Source organism: Cellvibrio sp. UBA7671 (assembly GCA_002483145.1).
Lineage (GTDB): Bacteria > Pseudomonadota > Gammaproteobacteria > Pseudomonadales > Cellvibrionaceae > Cellvibrio > Cellvibrio fibrivorans.
This window is the reverse complement of record DLHJ01000011.1, coordinates 35,636-61,295: the sequence shown is the minus strand read 5'-3', so window position 1 is coordinate 61,295 and position 25,660 is coordinate 35,636. Positions and strand designations below refer to the sequence as shown.

The window sequence follows — 25,660 nt, the reverse complement described above, 5'->3', positions numbered from 1 at the left end:
ATGACCCGATATTTCTTCAACATTGTTCAATGTAATGCTGCTGTCGATACCACCTACAAATTGATGAATGGCGGTTGCTACCGGATGCGTACTTTGGCTTTCCAGTGCATTGACCATTTTGAGAATTTCATCTCGATTGACCTCAGGTTTGAGGTTGACCTCTTGTACTTTAAATACACCTTCAGTCATGGTGCCGGTTTTATCCATCACTACATTTTGAATGCTAGAAATGGTGTCTAAAAAGTTACTGCCTTTAAACAAAATACCATTTTTACTGGCAGCGCCAATTCCCCCAAAATAACCGAGTGGAATACTGATGACCAGCGCACAAGGGCATGAAATCACCAGGAAAATCAGCGCGCGGTACAACCATTGACTGAATACATATGTCTCAACAAAAAAGTATGGCAACAAACAAATCGCAAAGGCCAACACAACCACAATTGGTGTGTATATTTTGGCGAACTTGCGGATGAACAATTCGGTGGGGGCTTTTTGTGCTGAGGCGTTTTGCACTAATTCTAAAATTCTGGACAGTTTACTGTCGGTATAGGCTGCGGTTACTTTGATTTGTGATACCGCATTAAGATTAATCATACCCGCTAAAACACTTTCGCCTTTTGTTTTGGTGTCAGGCTTACTTTCACCAGTCAGCGCAGCGGTATTGAAGGAAGCAGTTTCGGATAAGAGTTCTCCATCCAGGCCTAATTTTTCACCTGCTTTGAGTTGGATAATATCGCCAATACTGACGGTTTCTGCTTTCAGTATCACAGCGCGGTTATCGCGTAACACTGTGACTTCATCGGGACGTTGGTCAAGCAATGTTTTGATATTAAGCTTTGCCCTTTTGACCGCGAGCGTTTGGAATACCTCGCCCACAGAATAAAACAACATAACAGCAACTCCTTCCGGGTACTCGCCGATAGCAAATGCGCCGAGGGTTGCAATACTCATCAAGAAAAACTCGGAAAATACTTCACCTTTCGTGATGCTTTGATAGGCCTCTTTCAACACTGGCAGGCCTACAGGTAAATAGGCGGCAACGTACCAACCAATACGTAACCAGCCAGTAAACCAGGTTTGTGGAAAATAATTATCCAGTACTATCGCAATAATCAGTGCAACCAAACTCATTGCGGCAGGCAGAAATAGCCTGATATTGCTACCGCCATCACTGGTATGATCGTGGTCATGACCACCATAATCGGTATGCTGATCTTGATCATCACTGGCACAACAACAGCTTTTCATGGGGCTATTTTTTATGAGCGAATCGGCTTGGTGATTTATTTTTTCTTCTTCTGTACAACATAGTTGTTTGCCCTGTTCATCATATTTGTGTGTATGTTCCATAGTGTTTCCTTTACTTGAAAATAGTGATAGAAAATGAAGGGTCATATCACAAAAAATCAGTGAGCCTCATGCGGCGTTTTTTGGTAACTCGATTTAATAATTAATGCCTGCGGATGTATGTCATTGATCACGACTGAAAAAGATCCTTTACGACGGGTATTGGGGCCGTAATGCAAGTGACAAGGTGAGTAATTTACATTGAGCGCTTTTAACAAAACGCCTTGGGTATCAAATATCTGAAACTGCAATTGTCCGCACGCGATATGTGGCTTTTTTTGTGTTGGCCAGACGCCACCACTTATTGTCAAAATGCCATCATTAAAACTGGCCGTTGCGTTGGTCAGTTCAAGCTTATGCTGACGCAGTGCATCGTCCTCGAACACAATATTGGACGTAGTGGGCACTGTTGTTTGGCAGGCACTGAGTAATGCAACAAAGAAAAATGAAATTAGTATTCGTGACAGGTTAATCATGTGAGTTCTCCTGTAGTGAATCGAAAGACGACTGGAAAAACATTTCCCAGTCGCACGTTATTCTGTGCTTACGAGCCGCCGATGGGTAATGCCTGTTCAATAGCACTCACATAAACCCATCCACAAACATCGTTACCAATGCGGCCAGCCTCGCGAATAATCCGGGTGATGGATTCCACATCGCTGTCCTCACAGGGGAGTGACAATTGCACCTCGGAAATAACCAGCCGGGCCTCCGACGAATAGGTCAATTCAAAATCGCCCAAGGGTTTGAGCGTACCTTTTACATCCTGTAAGTTGAGGTTGCGATAACCCGCATCGTTCAATGCATCGATAACAGCGGTTACCCGCACATGATGTAAAAGCGCAGTGATCAGTTTCATAATTCCAGTCTCCTGGCGAAGGCGCGCTGCCGATTTTGCAACGCGTCAGAATTAGGTTGTCACCAGCACGAGGCTGGTGACAGTTCAGGTTAGTGGCCTTTTTGTGCTCCGCGATAAGCCATTCGGTATAAACCCGGCAATACCAGCAGGGTCAATATGGTCGATGAAATAATCCCGCCAATGACTACTGTGGCCAGTGGCCGTTGCACCTCAGCGCCGGTGCTGGTGTTCAGCGCCATCGGCAAGAAACCGAGTGCGGCGACTAAAGCAACCATCAAAATGGGCCGTAAGCGCAACATGGCTCCTTCGCGGATAGCAGGTTCAATGGCCAGGCCATTGTTCAAGCTATCGCGGAAGGCAGACACCATCATTACCCCCGTTAGCACCGCCACCCCTGATAGGGTGATGAAGCCGACTCCAGCGGTAATGGAGAGTGGGATATCGCGCAACCATAGGAAAATAACCCCGCCCGTTAAGGCGAGTGGAACTCCACTGAACACCAATAGGGCATCTTTGGCCGAACCAAAGGTCATCATCAACAGCGCAAAAATCATGATCAGGGTCAGTGGAACCAGCAGCGTTAGTCGTTTTGATGCCGACTCCAATTGCTCAAACGTTCCGCCGTAATTAAGCCAATAACCCGGAGGAAGTTTTATTTCTTGTTCCACTTTGGCTTGGACCTCAGCAACAAATCCTCCCAGGTCGCGGTCGCGCACATTGGCTGTGACGACCAGGCGGCGCTTACCATTTTCACGGCTGATTTGGTTGGCTCCGGGTGCAAGTGTCAGTGTTGCGACTTCGCCCAGTGGGACAAATCCACCTTCTGGTAACGGGATAGGCAAATACGACAAGGCTGCCAAATCATTGCGCTGTTGTTCTGGTAAACGAACGACAATATCGAAACGCTGATCGCCTTCAAATATTTGGCCAGCCTCCTGCCCACCGGTCGCCGCTGCCAGTGTTTCCTGGACGTCGGCGATGTTGAGTCCATAGCGCAGCAACACATCACGATCTGCTTCAACCGCTAGAATCGGCAAGCCGTCGGCTTGTTCGACCTTCACACCATCTGCGCCCTCGATCCCATTTAACAACTTGGCAATTTGATTGCCGGTGGTCAGTAATTGGTTGAGATCGTCACCGTAAATCTTGACGCCGAGATCCGAGCGCACGCCCGAAATGAGTTCGTTGAAGCGCAATTGAATTGGCTGACTAATTTCGTAAGCATTGCCCGGTACTTTCGCCAATTGTTCTTCAATTGCCTCAAGTACATCTGCTTTGGAGACATCGGGATCTGGCCAGTCCTTTCTGTCTTTCAGCATGACGTAGCCGTCAGAAATGTTGGGCCCCATCGGGTCACTGGCAACTTCAGCGGTCCCCACACGCGAGAAGAAGGTTTTCACCTCCGGGACTTTCATGACCGCTTTCTCAACCTGAAATTGCATGTCGAGTGATTGGGTCAGGCTAGTACCCGGTATGCGTAAGGCCTGAACCGCGATATCACCTTCATCCAGGTTAGGCACAAACTCGGTACCCATACGTGTAGATAACCAACCGGAAAAAATAACAAACACAACTGCACCCACTAGAATCGGCACTCTGCGTTTAAGGGCAAAATCTAGGGTTGGTGTGTAAGCTTCTTTGGCTTTCACAACGATGCGATTGTCTTTCTCTTCGATTTTTCCCGTAAGAAGCAATGCAACAGCAGCGGGTACAAACGTCAGTGACAGAATCAATGCACCGATTAACGCCATAATCACGGCCAGAGCCATTGGGGTGAACATTTTGCCTTCCACACCGGTGAGTGCGAGGATTGGCAAATTTACTAAAATCACCACAAGCACACTGATTAGACTGGGCGTAAACACTTCGCGTGTTGCACTAAACACAGTTTGCAGTCGTTCCTCAAGATTTAGCAGTCGTCCGAGATGGTGTTGCCGCTGTCCTAAACGCATCAGACAGTTTTCAACAATAATGACTGCACCATCGACAATTAAACCGAAATCCAACGCGCCGAGGCTCATCAAATTGGCGCTGACTTTGGCCTCTACCATGCCCGTCATCAACATCAGCATTGAGAGTGGAATCACCATCGCGGTGAGTAATGCTGCCCTGACATTGCCCAGCATCAACAACAACACCACGACAACGAGAATTGCACCTTCCAACAAGTTTTTTTGTACAGTTGCGATGGTTTTATCGACGAGCACGGTGCGGTCATAAACAGTGTCGGCGGTGATCCCTTCGGGTAGGGTTTTATTAATCTCCACCAGTTTTTCAGCAACGGCTTCCGATACTGTGCGGCTATTGCCACCCAATAACATCACAGCGGTACCGAGCACAGTTTCTTCGCCATCGCGTGTGGCAGCACCGGTTCGCAACTCATTGCCTAATGCGACACCTGCGAGGTCACCAACGAGAACCGGTAAGCCATCTTTACGAGTTACAATGATTTTTTTAATAGCGGGAATATCAGCAACTTGTCCCGGTGCACGGATCAGGTATTGCTCGCCATTTTTCTCAATGTATCCCGCACCGATATTGGCATTGTTTCGTTCAAGTGCTGAAGCCAGATCGGCGAAGGTAACTCCATAGGCAAGTAATGCTGATGGGTCGGGTGTTATATGGAACTGTTTTTCATAGCCGCCAATAGTGTTGACTTCAGTTACGCCGGGAACGAGACGAAGCTGTGGGCGAATAACCCAATCCTGCAAGGTGCGCAGCGCCATGGCGTCATAAGGCTCACCGTTAGGCTGGCGAGCTTTTGCGTCGGCATGAACGGAGTAGTGAAAGATCTCACCCAACCCGGTCGCAACCGGGCCCATTTCGGGTTCAATACCGGCGGGCATCTGACTTTTTGCTTGCTGCAATCTCTCATTAATAATATTGCGGGCGAAGTAAATGTCAGTGCCGTCTTCAAACACGACCGTCACTTGTGACAATGCATAACGAGAGAGTGAACGTGTGCTTTCTACGTGAGGTAAACCTGCAATCGCCACTTCCACTAGATATGTGATGCGCTGTTCTACTTCAAGCGGCGAATAACCGGCCGCTTGTGTATTGATTTGAACCTGTACGTTAGTAATGTCAGGAACTGCATCAATCGGAAGCTTTTGATAATTCCATAAACCTACACCGGCAGTAACGGCCACTAGAAATAAAATCAGCCAACGTCGCGCGATGGAAAATTGTAACAGTGCATCAACCATGGTTCATTCCTCCTAATGGAGAGTGATCAGGGTTGAGCAGCAAAATGCACAGATTAATGTCCATGTTCAGCGCTCTCCTTGCCCATTTCGGATTTCAGAATAAAGCTATTACGTGCAACATAAGTTTCACCTGCCGCAATACCTTCTAACACCTCGCTGAATTTGCTATCGGCTTTTCCGAGGCGAACAGGCCTGGGCTCAAACCCATCTCCTTCTTTTACAAAAACAACAGTTTTGCCTTCAAGCGTTTGCAGCGCGTCGTTTTGTACCGCGACCGCAACCGGAGTTTTGCCCAAGGTTGCTTGCGCGTTTACAAAATGCCCTGGAATCCATTGGCCTTTTGAATTATCCAACAACACCCGCGCACTGGTTGCCTGGTTGACAGGATTAGCATTTGCAGAAATATAAACGAGCTGTCCCTTATCGACGAGTTTACGTTGCGCTTGTTCAACACGAACCTGTTGTCCAAGTTGTAGTTGCGCAACATCGCGAGGGAATATGGATAAATCAACCCATACGGTGGTCATGTCTGCGACCACGAACAGCGGCTCATCACCCGTTTGCTCACCCTCAACTGCATGACGGTCAGTAATGATCCCGTTCATGGTGGCGTTGATGGTGTACACCTTCATACTTTCATTGCTTTCGATAGTGGCTAATGCATCACCCACCGATACATTATCGCCTTGTTTACGATTTACCTTGCGAATAACACCGGGAAAACGCGCTGTAATGTTTTGGATACGCTCTGCATTGACTCCAACAACACCATAAAGCGGCAAAGTTTGCTGAATATCAATCGGACCTGCTTCTGCTACTTGAATGCCACCATTTTTTTGTTGCTCGGCAGACAACTTCATTTTTTCATCGTCATGGCCACCTTCTTCATCTCCGTGCTCATCGCCATGTTTTTCTTCGCCTGATTTTTTATCTTCATGGTCATCACCATGAGCATCTTTTTCGTCTGCCTGCTCATTCTCTTGGTGCTTGTGATCGTCTTTCTCTGTGGCCGCATTGGCCATGTAAATGTCAGCCAAAAATAGAGCCAGTAAAATGACTAAGACAAAAACAAGTGCGGGTGCGGATTTTAGGAAATTTTTTTCTGGTGATTTCAAGGTATTCTTTTTTAAAGTTTTCATTGCGTAACCTCATTATTCTGCTCATTCAGTGCGGAACCAATCATCCGCTCTAATTCGATCCGGGTTTCCTGCATGCGTGCCGCCGCCTCAACCAAGGCTTGCTGGGCATCCAGCAATTGGCTTTGTGCAAGGTTTAATTCCATGTAGCTATAGCGCCCCTGGTCAAAAGCACTTGCTGTACTGCGCATGGCTTTTTTTAGCGAAGGAAGGACTTGATCACGCAACACATTGACTTCATCAATAGCTTGCCGATGAGCCTCATAAGATGAGATGAGTTGAGCCTCTAATTGAACTCGCGCACTGTCCCGTTCAAGTTCAGCACTTTGTTGGTTGGCACTAGCGGTTGTGATTGCACCACTGGCTCTACTGCCTGTACCTAATGGCATACTCAAGCCAAGAACGACAGCAGAATCCTCGGTAGCTTGAAGGCGACGAACACCGGCATTCCACTCCAAAGAAGGGCGTCGCTCGCTACGAGCCTGTTGCACTTCGGCTATGCGAACATCTACCCCTTTAGTCAACTGCTCCAAATCCGGATTGCCAGACAGTTTTTCCAGCAGCATTGGTAACGGCATTGCCGTTGGAACAGCATAAAGATCTGCTGTTACCGCTCTAAAGTCCGGCGAGGAGTCCGCCCAATAAGCACTGAGCTTGACTCGCTCACTGCTGACCATTTGTCGGGCTTGTTGCAAAGCAATATTAGAGAGAGCCAGTGCAGCGTTTCCGCGTAAGAGTTCACTGTCCGCTGTCCCGCCTGCCTGAACCTGCCTGGTCAGTGAGTTGAGGGTTTGTTGGATTAACTGGTGCGACTCTTCCTGTAGTGCCAATTGTTCTTGCGCTGCCAGTAATTGAATAAATTGATGAGTTACTGCTGTAATCACATCCAGTGTAAGTACGCGTTGGGTGGATTGCAGTTGCTGTTGACGAGCAGTTACTACACTCATGCGCGCATCGCGCTGACCACCTAATTCGATGGCGGACGACAACGAAATGGTTAATTCACTGGCTTTAGTGCCACTAAATTCACCGGAACCGGCGACGTTTTCCAGATCAGCACTAATGCGGTACTCCGGTCGTAGTGCGGCAGTTTGTTTTTCTCCGGCCAATGCATTGACCTTAAAGGTATAGCCCGCCAGCTGAGGATTTTGTTGCAGGGTTGCCCGAACTGCTTCGCTCAACGTGAGTGTTGATTGTGCAGTTGACGACGCAGCATAGGTACTACAGGTAATGGCAATAACCGAGACGGTTAATGCCCGATGGATAAATTGCATAGAAAGCTCCAGCCATATTGGTATTTCCCGGCGCAGCACGTGGACGCACAATGGAAATACACGAATTACCCCTGTCAAAAAAGGGGCGTTATGGGTAATCAGACTGGAGTTACGGGAGGCGCGCGCGGTGGTGGACGTAAACCGACAATACGGCGTGGGTGACACGCTTTAGAAAACGAAACGGAAAATGGGGCTTGTGGCAATACTAAAAGAACAAAAATCGCAACGAGCAACAACGCCAAAGTTGCATCGAATTTCAGCAGTTTTGCGACGACCGATTGGGATAGATCGATATCCATATCAACATGTGCACTGTCTGCATCATGCCCTACATGTGTATCGATATTGTCGAGATGAATGGAAATAGGAGGTTCCTGACCATCAAAGCAATAGTGCCCGTGCACACCAGCCCAACTAGCCATAAGCCAGAGCAGTGTGGACAGCAAGGCCCAATACTTATAACGCAGGAAACAATTCACGATTACTTATTTGTTCCAGAAAAGTTGACTGGATTATGGCAGTAAACCAACGATTGTCTGTAGTGATCATTACCATATTATAAAAAGTGGCGGCTCAAATACCGACACTGTGGTACCAGACAATTATGAGGGGTTTCGCCCTTATAAGTTCACTGCCGCATCCTTACGATGCGCCGAACTGTGAAAGAGTATAAAGTCTACAGTAACTATAGAGTCAATACTGGACAGTCTATGAAAATAGGTGAGCTCGCAAAACTTACTGGTCTTAGTGTCCAAACCATACGCTATTACGAACACGAGGGCTTGCTATCTACGGCCCCTCGTACCGAAGGCAATTATCGTTTTTACGATGAAGCAGCCTCCCATGATCTTTTCTTCATTAAACAGTGCCGGAACCTTGGCTTGACGCTAGAGGAGATCCGCCAGTTGATCGGCTACTCCAGCACTCCGAACGAAACCTGCAACAGTGTAAATATGATTATCGATAGCCATATCCAGCAAGTAGATATTCGCCTTGCTGAGCTTCAGGAATTACGCCGTCAGCTCGGTGAACTTCGAACTAAATGTGATGCTCACCAAGCGGTAAAAGATTGCGGCATCATGAAGGAGTTGTTGGAGCATTGATTTACATTAGCGTTATTTGTATTGCCAGCGCGCGTTTATTGCAACGCTGGCAAACGGTTCGGAATTGAGTTGTTTTAGCAATAGCGCCAGATAATCATCTAGTGCTATTGGTCAATTGCATCATTGAATTTTGTAATCGGTTATTCTTTTACGTCATGCTTCTTACGCTGCACCAACAAATACGCCGCTGGCAATACCAATAGCGAAAGCAAGGGGGCGCTAATCATTCCTCCCACCATCGGTGCTGCAATACGGCTCATAATTTCCGAACCTGTACCGCTGCCTAAAAATATCGGCAATAAACCGGCAACGATCACTGTAACCGTCATCATCTTGGGGCGTATTCGCAACACGGCACCTTCCCGAATGGCATCGAGTAAATCCTCTTGCGTGGTTGTGCCTGCTTCAATACGCCGCTGCCACGCCTGTTTCAGGTAGAGCAACATAATAACCCCGAATTCAGCGGACACTCCGGCCAGTGCGATAAACCCGACGGCTGTTGCAACAGATAGCTCATAGTCCATCAGGTATAACAGCCAAATGCCTCCGGTTAACGCAAAAGGTAAGGTGCCCATGATTAACAGGGCTTCATCCAAACGGGAAAAGGTCAGGAATAACAGCACCAGAACGATAACGAGCGTTGCCGGGACTATCCATTGCAGGCGGGCATTAGCGCGTTCCATAAATTCAAACTGGCCTGCGTAGCTGATACTGGTGCCCGGCAGCAAGGTCACCTGTCGGTTGATGGTGTGTTGCAGATCTTTCACCGTCGAGCCCAGGTCGCGGTCACGCACATCAATGTAAACCACACTCGTGGGACGCGCATTTTCGCTTTTGAGCATACTGGGACCATCGGTCACCTTGATCGTGGCAATCGTACCCAACGTGATTTGGCTGCCGAGTGGTGCGATGATGGGCAGGTTTTGCAGCTTGCCGATGCTGTCACGCCAATCACGCTGATAACGCAGGTTGATAGGGAATCGTGCGCGGCCATCGGTGACTTCGCCAATGTTGTCGCCACCAATCAGGCTACTCACGACCAATTGCGCCTGCGTGATGCTCAGGCCATAACGCGCAAGTGCAGCGCGGTCGAACTGGATATCAAGGTAACGCCCACCACCCAGGCGCTCGGCAACTGCCGAGGAGATACCGGGGACGGTTTTGGCAACCTGCGCAACCTGTTTGGCGACTTGGTCAATGTCGGCCAGGTTCTGGCCAGCAACCTTGACGCCGATGGGGCTTTTGATACCGGTGGCCAGCATATCGATACGGTTGCGGATGGGCGGAATCCAGATATTGGATAGCCCCGGTATTTTGACCCGTGCATCCAGTTCAGCCATGAGTTTTTCCGGAGTCATACCGGGGCGCCACTGATCGCGCGGCTTAAACTGGATGGTGGTTTCAAACATCTCCAAGGGGGCAGGATCGGTGGCGCTGTCGCTGCGGCCAGCCTTGCCAAACACACGCTCCACTTCCGGGACAGTTTTAATCAGCCGATCTGTTTGTTGCAGCAAGCGGCTGGCCTGTTGGGCACTTAACCCCGGCAAGGCACTGGGCATGTACAGTAAATCCCCTTCGTCCAGCGGCGGCAGGAATTCACTGCCCAGCTGGCTTAATGGCCAAGCGGTGCTCAGTAATACCGCTAGTGCAAAACCCAGTGTCTTTTTCGGGTGGCGCAAAACTCCGGTCAACAGTGGACGATAACCCCGGATCAGCCAGCGATTGATGGGATTTTGATGTTCCTGCGGAATCCGGCCACGAATCCAGTAACCCATGAGTACCGGGATCAGGGTGATAGAAAGCCCGGCAGCAGCGGCCATGGCATAGGTTTTGGTAAAAGCGAGTGGACCAAAGAGCCGACCCTCTTGCGCTTCGAGTGTAAATACTGGAATAAACGAGAGGGTGACAATGAGCAGCGAGAAAAATAGTGCAGGTCCCACCTCGGCCGCCGCCTGGGTCAATACCTGCCAGCGTTTCTCACCGATGAGTTCTTGCTCAGGATGTTGTAGCTGCCATCGCTCCACATGTTTGTGGGCGTTTTCAATCATGACGATGGCCGCATCCACCATTGCCCCTATGGCAATCGCGATACCGCCGAGCGACATGATGTTGGCATTGATACCTTGATAACGCATAACGACAAAAGCGATCAAAACCCCAAGTGGCAGGGCGACAATCGCTACCAACGCAGAGCGCCAATGCCAGAGGAATAAAGCACAGACCAGTGCAACCACCAGAAATTCTTCAAGTAGTTTATAGGTCAGGTTGGCGACGGCGCGGTCGATCAGGAGACTGCGGTCGTAGGTGGCGATGATCTCGACCCCAACTGGCAAGCTGCTTTGGAGTTGCGCCAGTTTTTCCTTAACTGCTGCGATAGTGGCGCGGGCATTTCCGCCCGAGCGCATCACCACAATACCGCCAGTCACTTCGCCTTCACCATCCAGTTCGGCAATGCCCCGGCGCATTTCCGGCCCGAGCTGGATATGGGCGACGTCGGCCAGGGTAACGGGAATGTTATCCACCAACTTCAGCGGTATGGATTTGAAGTCATCAAGCGTATGTAAATAACCACTGGCGCGGATCATCAGTTCGGCTTCACCCAGTTCCAGAACACCACCACCAGTTTCCTGATTGGCTTGCTGCACAGCGGTAATTACCGCGTCATGGGACAGGTTATGGGCTGCAAGCCGGATCGGGTCGAGCACCACTTGGTATTGCTTGACCATACCTCCGACAGCGGCGACTTCGGCCACATCCGGCAAGGGCGCCAGTTCAAAGCGTAGGAACCAATCCTGCAGTGCTCGCAGTTGGGCAATATCGTGCTGACCCGGCTTATCGACCAAGGCGTATTGAAATATCCAGCCAACACCGGTGGCATCCGGCCCTAATGCCGGTTTGGCGCTGGCCGGTAGCTGCGCCTGCATTTGGCTCAAGGACTCCAACACGCGGGAGCGTGCCCAGTACAGATCGGTACCATCCTCAAACAAGACATACACAAAGCTATCGCCGTACATCGAATAACCGCGCACGGTTTTAGCGCCGGGTACCGAGAGCATTTTGCTGGCCAGCGGGTAAGTCACCTGATTTTCCACCAGCTCGGGCGCTTGCCCTGGGAAACTGGTGCGGATAATGACTTGCACATCTGAGAGGTCGGGTAAGGCGTCAATCGGTGTGGTTTTGACGGCCCAAATGCCCCAGCCAGTGAGCAGCAGTGAGGCCAACAGCACCAATACGCGGTGCGCAACAGACCAATGAATCAAACGGCTAATCATGGTCATATCCTCCCGCTGTTTTTGGTGCTATCCCCAAAAAGGAGGCTTCGGAATCGAGCAGGAACTGGCCGCTGACTACTACCTCCTGATCCTCCTCCAAACCTTCGCGGATGAGGGTCTGGTTACCTATCTCGCGGCCGGTGACAACCTCCACCGGGCGAAACTTGCTACCGGCTTCAGCCAGCATCACCAACACCCGTTTGCCCGTGCGGATGACTGCTTCTGTGGGCACAAACAATCCGGTTTCTTTAGTGGATGATTGCAGCAGTACACGTCCACTGGTACCGGGTTTCAAGCGTGCTTCGGGGTTGTCCAACAGGATGCGGGCAGTCAGGGTGCGGGAGCTGTCATTGAGCGAGGGCAACAGGTATTCCAGTGTGCCGGTCAGGGCTGGATCACCAGGGTTGGCGGAATTGAAAATAGCCTTGTCACCCGGGCGCAAGCCAGTTGCTCGCGCTTCGGGAATGGCGGCATCCAGCCACAAGCTGTCCAAGTTGTTAATCTTTGCCAGCGTAGCGCCACTGGCCAGCGCCATACCGGTTTTAACATCCAGCATATCCAATACACCCGAGATGGGCGAAGTGATAGTTACACGGGTCTCCGGTTGGCGGGTTTTTTCCACCTTGGCAATCAGGGCATCGGGCATCCCGAGTAATTGCAGGCGGGCGCGCAATGTCGCTAACAAATGCGGGTTCTGTCCAACCGGCTGGGAGAGCAGTTCATTTTGGGCATCCAGCCATTCGGGTATCTGAAATTCGGCAAGCGGCTGACCGGCGCTGACATGATCGCCCACCGCTAGCGGCCAGGCTTTTTCCACAAAACCCGCCGCGCGCAATTGCAATATCGCCTGGTTGCGCTGGTTAAATTGCAGTTGCCCGACCACTTCCAGCTCGTGGGCTATTGGCAGGCGTTGCACTCTGGTTTTGCGCATTCCCAGGTTTTGTACCAAACCCGCGGCAACCGTTAATGCGGGAGCAGCTTCATCCGCTGCCGCGTATTTGGGTACCAATTCCATATCCATGAAGGGTGATGGACCCGGTTTATCAAAATGCTGGTCGGGGACCATAGGGTCATACCAGTAGAGCACCTTAGGTTCCTGTTTGGCCGCATCAGCAGCATCCTTTTGCGGCGGTGGTATAGGGGTGGATTTATGCAGGTGCTGCCAACCAACACCTAGCGCAATGCCGAGTAGCAACGTGCCTAGCCCAACGGCTGCAAGCAGACGTACAGAGAGATTATTCATTTAGGTGATTCCCGAGAGACGATAAAAAACGTCTCGCCTAAACACCCGGCATCTTTACCGGTTTAAGCGAGGTGTAATCGTATTAACTCAGGAGGCGTTCGGAGGTCGCCAGATACCGGCGGGATTGAAGACAGCAATATTCAGCGGACGAGTTTTAGTGTGTGCAGTCAAATTTGAAAGAGAGAAAAACGACGCGGGTGTATAGAGATATACCTGCACGGGTGTTTTACAGAGATGACAGGATTTGGCGGTTTCACAGGGATTTATTGCATCATCGTCATCTGCATCGGGGCAGCAAGGCATAGCTTCACTATCACCCGATTCATCCATCACCATGGTCATTTCTTCAGGGCACGGTGAGGCAGACAGCAGAATTTCTGCCGCGACTTGCAGGGGCATCACGAAACTCAGCAGTAAGACGAATAGCAATGAACAGTGGCGCATGGTTTAAGCATAGCTCAATGCAGGCGATAGAAAAATACGTCACCCAAGATTAAGGTGTGTAAGTTCTTAAAATTCACTCACCCGAGTCTATTGATCGTTGATAGAGATTTTTTCCCGTTTCAACCTCAGGGCATTTCCAATCACCGATGCAGAGCTGAGGCTCATTGCCAGTGCGGCAATCATTGGCGACAACAACCAGCCCGTCCAGGGAAAAAGTATTCCGGCAGCAATCGGAATTCCCAAACCATTGTACAAGAATGCAAACATCAGGTTCTGTTTCATATTGGTCACGGTCGCCTCCGATAAAAAGCGCGCGACCGCAATACCGCGTAGATCACCTTTCACCAAAGTAACTTGTGCGCTGTTCATCGCTACGTCAGTACCCGTGCCCATGGCAATACCCACATCGGCTTTGGCCAAGGCGGGTGCATCATTGATTCCATCGCCCGCCATGGCAACAACCTTGCCCTCGGCTTGCAAGCGTTCAACCAAACGCAATTTATCCTCTGGTTTCACTTCACCGTAGACTTCATCGATACCCAGGCGCGCCGCCACGGCTTTGGCTGTTGTAAGGCCATCACCCGTCGCCATAATAATGCGCAAACCAGCGGCTTTTAGCGTTGCCAAGGCTTCCGGTGTACTGGCCTTGACGGGGTCAGACACCGCAAGCAGACCCGCGAGCTGCCCATCCACTGCCAGGTACATAACACTGGCACCTTCACTGCGTAAGGTTTCGGCTTCGGGCACCAGCGGTGCGACAACTACACCCTGTTGCTCCATCAGCACCGTGTTTCCCAGCGCCAGCTTGCGCCCTGAAACTGTTCCGTACACACCGATGCCGGAACCTGACTCAAATTGTTCAACTTTTTCCAATGAGAGATTGCGCTCGCGCGCCGCCCGGACAATGGCATCGGCCAGCGGATGTTCGCTTCCTTGATCAAGGCTTGCGGCAAGGCGCAACACATCGTCTTCACTAAATCCCTGCGTAGGTACCGCACGATCAAATGCAGGCCGCCCTTCAGTCAAGGTTCCCGTTTTATCGATAATGAGTGTATCTATCTTGCGGAAGTTTTCGATGGCGGCTGCGTCCCGAAACAGTACACCTTGGGTGGCACCACGCCCGGTGGCCACCATGATCGACATAGGTGTAGCCAGCCCTAGTGCGCAAGGGCAAGCAATAATCAGTACGGCTACCGCGTTAATTAATCCGAATACCCAACGCGGTTCAGGGCCGAACAGACCCCAGGCAAAAAAGGTCAGCACGGCAATCGCGACCACCGCAACGACAAAATAACCGGCGACCGAATCCGCCATGCGTTGCATCGGCGCTTTGGAGCGCTGCGCTTGCGCCACCATCTGAACAATCTGCGCCAACATGGTAGCCGACCCTACGCGCTCAGATTCAATGGTGAGTGCACCATTGGTATTCAGTGTTGCGCCAATCACTTTATCACCCGTGCGTTTCATCACTGGCAGCGGCTCGCCGGTCAGCATGGATTCATCCACAGCGCTGCTGCCTTCCACAACGACACCATCCACGGGTACTTTTTCGCCGGGGCGAACACGCAACTTGTCACCGACATGGACATGCGTGAGTGGCACATCCTCTTCAGTGTTATCGTCGCGAATGCGTCGTGCTGTTTTTGGTGCTAACCCCAGCAAGGATTTGATCGCCGCTGAGGTCTGCGAACGCGCCTTTAATTCCAATAGTTGTCCTAGCAGCGTCAATGAAATAATGACGGCTGCCGCCTCGAAATAAACGGAGACCCGTCCCATCGATACGAAGGATTCGGGGAATACGTTGGGGGCCAATGTTGCTACAAGGCTGTAAACAAATGCAGCGCCTGTACCCAAGCTAATCAACGTCCACATGTTGGGGCTGCGATTGATGATTGACTGCCAGCCGCGCACAAAAAAAGGCGCTCCAGCCCACAAAATGATAGGCAATGTCAGAATCAATTCGATCCAGGTTTGAGTAGATACATCAAACAAATGAAGTTGATGACCGACCATGGCAAGAACAGTGACAATGACAGTCAGCGGCAATGTCCACCAAAACCGGCGAGTGAAATCACGCAACTCCGGATTTTCGTCTTCATCGAGTTCGGGCAACAATGGCTCTAAAGTCATACCGCATTTAGGGCAATTACCCGGTTGCTCCTGACGTATTTCAGGATGCATTGGGCAGGTGTAGATAGCGCCAGTGATCGCTTCAGAAGCGGGTTGCACCGCATTCTTCGCCTGCTGAGGTTGCGGCGTAGCAACTTGCGAATGTGCATGACTCCCGCTGTGCTGTTCCGATGTTTTAGTTATGTATTTTTCTGCCGTGGCGATGAACGTCGTTTGGCAACGTCCACTGCAAAAGTAGTACATGTGTCCCTCGTGCTCACACCGATGCGATGATTGTTCAGTAACAGACATTCCACAAACAGGATCTTTGAGAACTTCTGAATCCGGTTTATTTGATTGATGCGAATGAGCGTGGTTATGTTCCATGGGTTCCCTCGTGATGCGGTGCATTATCAAGTTGCCTGCTAAGAAAGCGCCTTCCAACTCAGTGTTGGGTTCGGCGATCATTCATAAATTTTATGTGAATTAACATTCGTAACCGCTATCGTGAAAACTATTGGATCGGTATGGCTGTGCTTTGTCGCGCGCGGTTTTGCCACAACTTTACCAACTCCAATATCAACAAGGGGATAGTGCTAATTACGAGTAGCAAGACGCAATCCTCTAGCGATAAGAATGTGGTTTTCAAAAACAATCCCAAGGTGGCGTTGTGGTGCGCCCACACCTGTAAACCAATCACCAGAAATACCACAACCGCCAAGATTAGATTGGTGCGCAAAGGAATTCGCCACAGTGCCTTGGTTTCACTGCGGGCACCAAAGGCACGCAACAATTCTGCAAAAACGAGCGTGGTAAAGGCTTTGGTGCGTGCCAGTTCTTCACTGCCAGTTTGTAAGCTATAAAAGTAAACCGCAAAGGCGACTCCCGCAGTCAGCAGCCCCGTCAAAAACATCGTCCCGAGAAAATTATTCGCCGCAATATGTTCATCGCGCGGGCGTGGACGTTGCTTCATAACATCCGGGTCAATGGCGTCTGTAGCGAGACACAGTGCCGGTAGACCATCGGTAACCAGGTTAATCCAGAGTAGATGTATAGGTAAGAGTGGTGCTGGTAAACCCATAATAACGCACAGAGTCATTAATAAAAGTTCACCGGTATTACCGGCTAATAGATACTGCAAAGTTTTGCGAATATTGCTGTAAATGCCACGCCCTTCTTCAACTGCCGCCACTATGGTGGCGAAGTTATCGTCAGTGATGACCATATCCGCAGCTTGTTTGGTGACTTCGGTACCGGAGCGCCCCATCGCGATGCCGATATCGGCACCTTCAATGGCGGGCGCGTCGTTTACGCCGTCGCCAGTCATGGCAACCACCGCGCCATTCGCTTTCCATGCGCGAACTATGCGTAGCTTGTGCGCAGCAGTGACGCGCGCATAAACGGCGATGGTTGAGGCGCGCCGCGCTAACTCATCTTCACTTATACCATCTAACTCGGGTCCTGCGACCACAACGTCAGTATCTGTCGCAATGCCAAGATCGCGGGCTATAGCGAGCGCCGTGTGCGGATGATCGCCCGTGATCATGACCACGCGGATACCCGCCGATACACATTTGGCCACGGCGACTTTTGCCTCGGCACGCGGTGGGTCGACCATGCCGCTCAAGCCGACAAACACCAAATCCTGTTCTATCGCGGCTGCACTTAAATCGGCGGGCAACTGCTGCCCTAAGTCGCGATAAGCTGAACCGAGTACACGCAAGGCTTGTTGCCCCAGGACAGTATTTTGCTCCTGGATGCGCGCGCGGTCGGCGTCCGTCAGTGGCAGCACTCCTCTGGCGGTATAAAACCGAGTGCAGGCTTGCAGGAGCACATCGGGCGCGCCATTGACCATCGCGCGCAAATTACCGTCTTCCAAGCGGCGAATAACGCAGCTGCGCTTGCGATCCGAATCAAAGGGAATTTCATGTTGTTTGGGAAGGCGCTGCTCAAAGCTGGATGGTTCACGACCGGCTTGTTCGCTAAACACTTTATGAGCCGCCGCCAGTAACGCACCTTCTGTGGGGTCGCCAATCACTTGCCAGTGGCCATCTTCCTCCACTAAATGCGCGTTATTACAGCCGATTAATAGCGTCGCAAGCTCCTGCAAGGCGGCAGTGTCGGGAACATTTACCGGGTTGTTGTTAAGCAAAATCTCACCCTTAGGTGCATAACCTTCGCCGGTTACCGTAAAGCTTTGCTCCGCTACACATAAAGCACGCACTGTCATTTGGCCGACCGTTAGCGTGCCGGTTTTATCAGTACAAATGACGGAGGTAGAACCCAGGATTTCTACTGCCGGTAGTTTGCGGATGAGCGCACTGCGGCGCGACATGCGCATAACACCCAGCGCCAGCGCCACTGTCACGATGGTCGGCAAACCTTCGGGAACAGCTGCAACCGCGAGACTGACAGCAGACATCACCAGTTCCAGTGGCGGGCTGCCACGCCACCAGCCGAGCATAAATAAGAGCGTGACTATCGCCAGCGAAAACCACACCAATATGCGCCCAAACGAATCCAGCTTTTGTTGTAAAGGCGTACCTTCGCTGCTGCTGGCATCTTCAATTAAGCGCGCAATTTGGCCCAACTCGGTGTTCATCGCCGTAGCGACTACAAGCGCAGTGGCAGCGCCGTTGGCCACGCTGGTACCGGCGAAGACCATGTTGTCGCGGTCACCGAGCGGGGCATCTGCTGCCAGGAGAGTATTAGATTGTTTCTCAACCGATTCTGATTCGCCGGTTAACGCCGATTCGGTAATTTTTAGGGAAGCCGCTTGCAGCAACCGCGCATCCGCTGCTACCAGATCACCGGCTTCCAGCATGAGAATATCGCCCACGACAATATCGGCTGCCGGAATGATAATTACCTGACCATCGCGCTTTACTTTCGCTTGCGGTGCGGTCATGTTTTTCAGCGCCGCAATAGATTTTTCGGCTTTGTATTCCTGATAAAACCCGATAACCGCATTGAGCACCACGATCGCGACAATGACCACAAAATCGATCATGTCCCCCAACACTCCCGAAATCACCGCCGCGCCTAACAAAACCCAGATCATGACGCTTTTAAATTGTGCGGCAATAATCTTAAGCACACTCGTGGGTGCACCTTCCTGCAAAGTATTGGCGCCTTCGGAGTTTAAGTATGCGGCGGCCTCTACCGCTGAGAGCCCGTTTTCCGTACTGCTCAATTGCTTGAACAGATTGGCGACTTCTACTTGCCACGGCGCAACCACTGAGCGCAACACTTTCGTAGTTTGGGATGGTGGCGGTGACGTAGGTGCAGATTCAGGCATATATTTATCTACGGTCTTTTTTAAGCTCATGGTGTGAGCACTGGCACTGGTTGCGCATTATTTTCAGCAACAGGCAAGTTGTGACCATAGACACGGCGATAAACACACGGAATCACCAATAGTGTTAGGAAAATAAGTGAAAGCAATCCACCGAACATGGGTGATGCCAGCGTTTTCATAACATCTGCACCTAAACCTGTGGCAAGCATGACCGGCATGAGTCCAAATACATTCATGGCAACGGCCATTAACACCGAGCGCAAACTGTTTTTAGCACCTTCCACGATGGCGAGCTGGCCATCGCTTGCTGTAAGAAGCCGACCTTCCGTTTGCCAGCGCCGCCAGGACTGATCCAGAAATACCATCATGATTGACGTGGTAGACACCGCTACCCCAATCAACGCAATAGCTCCCGCCCACACAGCCACACTGGTGTTGTAGTTTAAAAACCACATTAAGATGATGCCGCCGCTTAAAGATAGAGGCACTGCGAGCATCACAATGAGCGCCTTTGAGGTGGACTGCATGCTGAAATACAAAAATGCAAATACCAGAGCGAGTGTTACGGGCAAGACGATAGCCATGCGCTTTTGCATGCGTGCGAGATACTCGTATTGGCCAGTCCAGGTGATGAAATACCCGGGCGGGATATGTACGGCGTCGGCGATGGCTGCTTTAGCATCGGTAACGTAACCACCGGCGTCGCGATTGAGCAGATCAATGTAAACATAACCCGCAAGTGAGCCGTTTTCATCCAGCACCATGGGTGGCCCGGTGCGGGTAATCAGCTTGCCCAGTTGGCTCAAAGGTACCTGCGCTCCAGCGGGTGTTGCCACCAGAATGTGTTCGATTTTTTCCACACTATCGCGCAGTTCGCGTGGGTAGCGTACGTTGATGGAATAGCGCTCGCGTCCCTCAACAGTTTCGGCGATATCCATCCCGCCAATTGCTGTTTCAATAACCATTTGCACATCGCCCAGTACGAGCCCGTACCGTGCCAGCGCCGCTTTATCGGCCTCAAAATCAAGGTAATTTCCACCGTTAATGCGTTCAGCATAGGCGCTGCGAGTGCCCGGTAGCTTGGCTAAGGTCTGCTCGATTTGCTGGCCAATATGCTCAATGGTGTTGAGGTCTGGCCCAAAAATTTTAATGCCCACGGGTGTGCGAATTCCGGTGGACAACATATCAATGCGGCCGCGCACGGGTTTCGTCCAGGCACGGTTTAAACCCGGTACCGCAACCGCCGCATCAAGCTCCTGAACTAAGGCTTCAGGGGTTAGCCCCGCCCGCCACTCTTTTTGAGGCTTTAAGCGGATGGTGTATTCAAACATCGACAACGGGGCGGGGTCAGTCGCGGTTTCAAAGCGCCCAGCCTTGCCAAATGAGCTAACCACTTCGGGGATAGCTTTAATCGCAAGGTTTTGGCGGGTGAGAATATCCTGCGCCGCCGTTACCGAAATACCAGGCACGGTGATGGGCATGTAGAGCAAATCGCCCTCCCATAAGGGCGGCATAAACTCTGAACCCAAGCGTAAAAATAACGCAGCAGACACCGCCATTAATAAAGCGGTGCTCGCAAACACGGTTTTAGTGTGGGCAACAGCCCAGCTCACCACTGGGGTGTAGATCGCTTGTAGCCAGCGGTTTAGCGGATTGTCGCTGGCTTTACGGATTCTCCCCTTAACAAAAAGCGCAATTAAAATAGGCACCAGAGTGATAGTGACTAAGGCCGCCGCGAGCATTGCAAAGGTTTTTGTGTAGGCGAGCGGATGGAACAGCTTGCCTTCTTGCGCCTGCAAGGCAAAAATCGGTAGAAACGAAATGCTGATAATCAGCAACGCGGAAAATATAGCGGGCCCAAGCTCGCGACACGCTTCTAACGCGAGTTCCTGCCGCGTTTTTTTGCCATCGGAATTGGCAATTTTGGTGTGGGTGTTTTCAATAAACACCACCACGCCATCCACAATATCGCCAACAGCCAGAATAATGCCGCCAAGCGACATAATATTGAGGCTGATATCAAAGTAATACATCGGGATAAGCGATAACAGCAGCGACAATGGAAGCGTAATAACTACCACCAAAATACTGCGGATATGAAATAGAAAAAACAGAATAACAATGCAGACCAGTATGATTTCTTCAATCAAATTCACTTTCAGGGTTTGAACCGCCTGGCCGATTAAATCGGAGCGGTCATACACTAATTGCAATTCCAACCCGGGTGGGAAAGCCCCCTTAACCGTGGCAATTTTTTCTTTAACGGCGGCAATCACCCGCGAAACATCTTCTCCCTGACGCATAACCACGACGCCACCAACCGTATCGCCCTGACCATTCAAATCGGAAATGCCACGGCGAATATTGGGCCCGAGTGTTACGCGCGCTACATCGGTCAGCAGTATAGGTGTGGCATCTGCACTGACACCGAGCGCAATGTTTTCCAGGTCGCGCGGATCTTTAACGTAGCCCAAGCCACGGATGTAATATTCTCGCTCAGAAATTTCTAACGTCCGACCGCCAACATCATTGTTACTTTTTCTAATTGCGCTAATCACACGCTCTAGCGAAAGGTTTAGCGCGGCGAGTTTATTGGGGTCAACCTCGACTTGATACTGCTTATCAAACCCGCCCACGCTCGCCACTTCGGCCACACCGGGGACAGCACTTAACCAATATTTAAGATACCAATCCTGAAAGGTTTTAATTTGCGCGAGATTATATTTACCCTCGGGATCAACCAACGCATATTGCAATACCCAACCAACCCCTGAAGCATCGGGGCCGATACTTGGCGTCACGCCTTCGGGCATTTGCCCGCTGATTTTTGAAAGATATTCCAACACGCGGGCACGCGCCCAATAGTTATCGGTACCATCTTCAAAAATGACGTAGACAAATGACATTCCAAACATGGAAAAGCCACGCGCAACTTTCACTTTGGGTGCGGAAAGCAAGGTGCTCACCAAGGGATAGGTGATTTGTGCTTCTACTAAGTCAGGGCTGCGCCCCATCCATTCTGAAAAAATAATGACTTGTGTTTCCGATAAGTCGGGAATGGCATCAACCTTAATATTTATTAAGCAGTAAGCACCCCAACCACCGAGTAGCAAGGCGGCAACAATGGTCGCTTTACTGTGGTTCCAGCACCAGGTAATGATCGCTGAGATCATAGCTGCTACTCCTTACCAGACGTGCTGTTGTTACTGGGCTTTTTACTGGTGTCACTAGCGTTGTCGCCATGACCACCGTGGCCGCCTGCTGCGGGCGTACCTTTACGCAATGCTGCTTGCAAACGGCTTTCAGCATCAATCAGAAAACTGGCGCTGACAACAACGGCTTCACCTTCGTTTAAGCCTGCGAGAATCGTCAGTTGATCGCCCACTCGCTGGCCAATTTTTACTTCACGCGGAATAAATTGGATATCACCGGTTTTTACAAACACAATCTTGCGCTGGCCGGTATCGAGCACGGCTTCATCGGGCACCACTAGCTGCTCGGTTAATTGTTTTTCAATGTCGGCATTGGCAAACATACCCGGCCGCAAAAATTGATCGGCGTTAGCAATTTCCACGCGCGCTTTAGCCGTGCGGGTTTGAATATCTATCTCCGGGTAAACGTAACTAATAACGCCCGTGTAGTGTTTACTAAGGTCATAAGGCAAGCTCACTGCTACTTTGTCGCCAATCTTTATCAAGGCGACATCCGCCTCATAGAGTGTTAGTAGTAGCCATACCTGGGCGATGTCAGCGAGATAGTAAAGCTCAGTGTCAGGCGTTACATAGGTGCCCAGAATCGCCGCTTTGCGGATGACTACGCCGGTTACGGGTGCATAAAATGTCAGTGCTTTTTTTGCTGTTTTTGCCGAGCGTAATCGCTGCAGTTCCACCTCGGCCACACCCCATAAGCGCAAGCGAGTCAGGGCGGCCTCTGCAACCTCAGTGGCTCCCGAGCCTTGCCGCCGCGCCGCTAAATATTCCTCTTGCGTACTGACCAAATCAGGGCTGTATAAATCAAACAAGGGCGCACCTTTGGTGACCGCTTTACCCACGTAATCGATGTGAATTTTTTCAATCCACCCACTGATGCGCGTATGTACATGCGCTTCCCGTGTTTGATCCGTGGTAATGCTGCCGACGGTGCGTATTTTATGAAACAATTTTTCGCGCGTAACAATTTGCGTTTGTACGCCCGCGGCTTTTTGTTGCTGATCTGAAACCGTAATCTCGGCGCGGTCATCAATAACACTTTTATCACTAGAGGCATTTCCGTGCTGCGTTTCACCGGAAGCATGGGCTTTCTGCTTATCATTAGAAGACAATGCTTTAGAGGATGATATTTCAGCAGACATCGCAAGCTGTGTTAGCAATGCAGTGGCAGCAAGCAAGGTGATATATAACCGGGATATTCTCATTACATTCCACCCATGCCGGAATTTCCGCCTTGATCAGTTGTAGAAGATTTTTTACCGGCAGGTTTGGGCTGGCTCATGCCACCGCCCATATTGACGGTGTCGGAAGCGGGCATGGCATCGCCCATATTGCCCGCACCAAAAACGGTGGGGCGTGATGGCGCCAACTTGAGAATGGGTGGCGAGGACAGCAATTCATTTAAACGGGTTTTTGCCAGTTCAACATCAATCCGCGCTGCAACTAATTCCAATTGTTGGATCGCCTGAATTTTTTCTATCGCAACATACTGCGACAAATTCATACGCCGGGACTGATAGGCAGATCGTGCATCGGCCAGTGCTAACTGTGTGTTAGGCAGCACATCGGTTTCGTACAACCTCACCAAGTCACGCGCAGAAATTAACGCTTGGTTTGCGTTCACCGATTCGCTAATCAGTTTATTGCGTAAATACACTTTATCCGATTCAACTGCTTGTTGCTCATAACGTGCGGCTGTTACCAAATGCGATTGCTTGTGTCCAAAATAAAGCGGTACGGTCATGCCGACCATGACACCCCAGTTGGATTTTTCAGTGTCCATCTCACCCATATTGCGCGGCTCCATTGCCATTATTTGCAGCACAAAATCCGGGTAATAGGAAAGCTTTGCTAATTTATATTCATGCGCAGATTGTTGTGTTTGCGCATCAAGTACGGCGAGTTCTGGTTGATCGTTAAACTCGGTTTCAGTGAAAGCTGGCTCAGTTGTGTGCGTAAAGTCAACAACACTTATTGGTAAGTCAGCTTCAGGCGGATGACCGCGCAATTCGTTAAGCGATGTACGTAACCAAAATTGTTCACGTTTAAGTTTTTGTTGTTCAATGGCAAGCGTAGCTAATTCCATTTTGGCTAACAGCCAATCGTGGTGTTCTGTGCCTCCCGCTTCATAACGTGCTTTGGCGCTTTGCATTGCAGAACGCACAGCAGTTTGCAGTTGTAAATTGAGGTTGATCGCTTGGGCGTTAAAAAAAGTACGATAAAAAAATTGTGTGGCGATTACTTTCAACTCACGACGTTGCGTTGCGGTTTCTTGCTCAGCAGTTTCCGCTTTGAGTGCGGCAATCTTTTCACGTGTGCCCCGTTTTCCGGGGAATGGTAAAGATTGGCTAATCTGATAACGATAGGCTTGCGGACTTTGCTCTCCGTAAGGAATCTCATCCATGCCAAATGCCACAAAAGGATCATCCAGCGCGCCTGCTGGTTTGATGCGGTGCTGTAGTGCTTTGTTGTATTGCTGTGCGGCAGACAAACCGGGATTGGAAGTATCAACTTGAGTCAGAAACTCTTCTAAAGTGAGGGAGCCTTGTTCGGCAAACACAGGCATCGCCACAAAGAGCGATAAAAATACTAGTGAAACTGAAAATGGAGATAATTTATTCATAAGTCCTCCATTTTTATTAATCCAATAGCTGTAATTAACGGTTTATTCAATTAACTAGCGCGTGCAGTGCAAGCCACGCGCGACAACAGGCTGCTAAGGTTTTTTCATGGCGATAGCTTCATGCTCTGCCGCCAGTGCTTCATATTCTTTGATATTAGACTCTGCGTTACTGATTAACTTATCACAGTGTTTGCGCATGCCAGCCATTGCGTCCTGGTTTTTGACATACCCCACTTCATAAGCCTTGCGCATTTTGGTATGCATGGCTAAATCTTTTTTGGCTTCAGTAATCTTGTCCTTGTAGTAACTTGCAATAGCATGATGTTGCTCAGGCTTATCAGCTATTTCTGAAATTAGCTTCTCAATGGGGGTTGAATGGGTGTCAGCCGCTATTGCAAATGCTGGCAAGAGTAATGCGGTGCTTAATATGAATGCAGAAAATACGGATGATTTTTTCATAAAGTTTTCCTTGGTAAGGTTAATGGTTGGATAATTACACGTGCTGTCTATCGTATACTTCTATGTGATACTTTT

Annotated in this window: 17 protein-coding genes; 1 reads left to right on the top strand and 16 read right to left on the bottom strand. The window is 50.3% G+C overall.

Translation table 11 applies throughout. The features are described from left to right. The 7 genes from B4E62_RS08465 to B4E62_RS08435 all read right to left on the bottom strand — a co-directional run. Positions 1–1,353 (bottom strand): HAD-IC family P-type ATPase (locus B4E62_RS08465; protein ID WP_331351754.1); only part of this gene is annotated, 1,353 nt, incomplete at its 3' end. Between the two features lie 56 nt (positions 1,354–1,409). Beyond that, complete coding sequence (locus tag B4E62_RS08460; protein WP_040393426.1) at positions 1,410–1,826, bottom strand: hypothetical protein; 417 nt, start codon at positions 1,824–1,826, stop codon at positions 1,410–1,412. 68 nt (positions 1,827–1,894) lie between these two features. Continuing rightward, a complete protein-coding gene (locus tag B4E62_RS08455; RefSeq protein WP_007645415.1) occupies positions 1,895–2,209 on the bottom strand; it encodes a P-II family nitrogen regulator in 315 nt (104 codons plus the stop codon). Between the two features lie 89 nt (positions 2,210–2,298). After that, a complete protein-coding gene (locus B4E62_RS08450) occupies positions 2,299–5,415 on the bottom strand; it encodes an efflux RND transporter permease subunit (RefSeq protein ID WP_007645413.1) in 3,117 nt (1,038 codons plus the stop codon). A 53-nt stretch (positions 5,416–5,468) separates the two neighbouring features. After that, complete coding sequence (locus B4E62_RS08445) at positions 5,469–6,554, bottom strand: efflux RND transporter periplasmic adaptor subunit (RefSeq protein WP_157152640.1); 1,086 nt, start codon at positions 6,552–6,554, stop codon at positions 5,469–5,471. Further along, entirely contained in the window at positions 6,551–7,825 is a 1,275-nt protein-coding gene (locus B4E62_RS08440) for a TolC family protein (RefSeq protein ID WP_007645400.1), read from the bottom strand. Before B4E62_RS08440 ends, B4E62_RS08445 begins: the two co-directional genes overlap by 4 nt. 98 nt (positions 7,826–7,923) lie before the next feature. Next, positions 7,924–8,247, bottom strand: coding sequence for a hypothetical protein (locus B4E62_RS08435; protein WP_007645398.1), 324 nt, complete (start codon positions 8,245–8,247; stop codon positions 7,924–7,926). A gap of 288 nt (positions 8,248–8,535) precedes the next feature. Here B4E62_RS08435 and cadR point away from each other — a divergent pair, with 288 nt between their 5' ends. Further along, complete coding sequence (gene cadR, locus B4E62_RS08430) at positions 8,536–8,928, top strand: Cd(II)/Pb(II)-responsive transcriptional regulator (protein WP_040393423.1); 393 nt, start codon at positions 8,536–8,538, stop codon at positions 8,926–8,928. A gap of 140 nt (positions 8,929–9,068) precedes the next feature. Here cadR and B4E62_RS08425 read toward each other — a convergent pair whose 3' ends face one another. From B4E62_RS08425 to B4E62_RS08385, 9 genes are all read right to left on the bottom strand, one after another. After that, positions 9,069–12,200 carry an efflux RND transporter permease subunit gene (locus B4E62_RS08425; protein WP_331351753.1) on the bottom strand — a complete coding sequence of 1,044 codons (3,132 nt, stop codon included), beginning with the start codon at positions 12,198–12,200 and terminating at the stop codon, positions 9,069–9,071. Beyond that, the gene (locus B4E62_RS08420; RefSeq protein WP_331351752.1) at positions 12,193–13,443 is read right to left on the bottom strand and encodes an efflux RND transporter periplasmic adaptor subunit; all 1,251 of its coding nucleotides are present in this window, start codon (positions 13,441–13,443) and stop codon (positions 12,193–12,195) included. Before B4E62_RS08420 ends, B4E62_RS08425 begins: the two co-directional genes overlap by 8 nt. 87 nt (positions 13,444–13,530) lie before the next feature. Beyond that, positions 13,531–13,842: a hypothetical protein gene (locus B4E62_RS08415; protein ID WP_310071429.1), complete on the bottom strand. Its 312-nt coding sequence runs from the start codon at positions 13,840–13,842 to the stop codon at positions 13,531–13,533. Between the two features lie 132 nt (positions 13,843–13,974). Then, positions 13,975–16,383, bottom strand: coding sequence for a heavy metal translocating P-type ATPase (locus B4E62_RS08410; RefSeq protein ID WP_374725263.1), 2,409 nt, complete (start codon positions 16,381–16,383; stop codon positions 13,975–13,977). Positions 16,384–16,510: 127 nt separating this feature from the next. Continuing rightward, positions 16,511–19,324, bottom strand: coding sequence for a cation-translocating P-type ATPase (locus B4E62_RS08405; RefSeq protein WP_310071424.1), 2,814 nt, complete (start codon positions 19,322–19,324; stop codon positions 16,511–16,513). After that, a complete protein-coding gene (locus tag B4E62_RS08400) occupies positions 19,321–22,467 on the bottom strand; it encodes a CusA/CzcA family heavy metal efflux RND transporter (protein WP_310071421.1) in 3,147 nt (1,048 codons plus the stop codon). The genes B4E62_RS08405 and B4E62_RS08400 overlap by 4 nt, the downstream gene beginning before the upstream one ends. A gap of 5 nt (positions 22,468–22,472) precedes the next feature. Further along, the gene (locus tag B4E62_RS08395; protein WP_310071420.1) at positions 22,473–23,708 is read right to left on the bottom strand and encodes an efflux RND transporter periplasmic adaptor subunit; all 1,236 of its coding nucleotides are present in this window, start codon (positions 23,706–23,708) and stop codon (positions 22,473–22,475) included. Next, positions 23,708–25,126 (bottom strand): TolC family protein, encoded by a 1,419-nt coding sequence (locus tag B4E62_RS08390; protein WP_310071416.1) that lies wholly within the window; start codon positions 25,124–25,126, stop codon positions 23,708–23,710. Before B4E62_RS08390 ends, B4E62_RS08395 begins: the two co-directional genes overlap by 1 nt. A gap of 93 nt (positions 25,127–25,219) precedes the next feature. Then, entirely contained in the window at positions 25,220–25,585 is a 366-nt protein-coding gene (locus tag B4E62_RS08385) for a hypothetical protein (protein WP_310071411.1), read from the bottom strand. Positions 25,586–25,660: the final 75 nt, after the last annotated feature.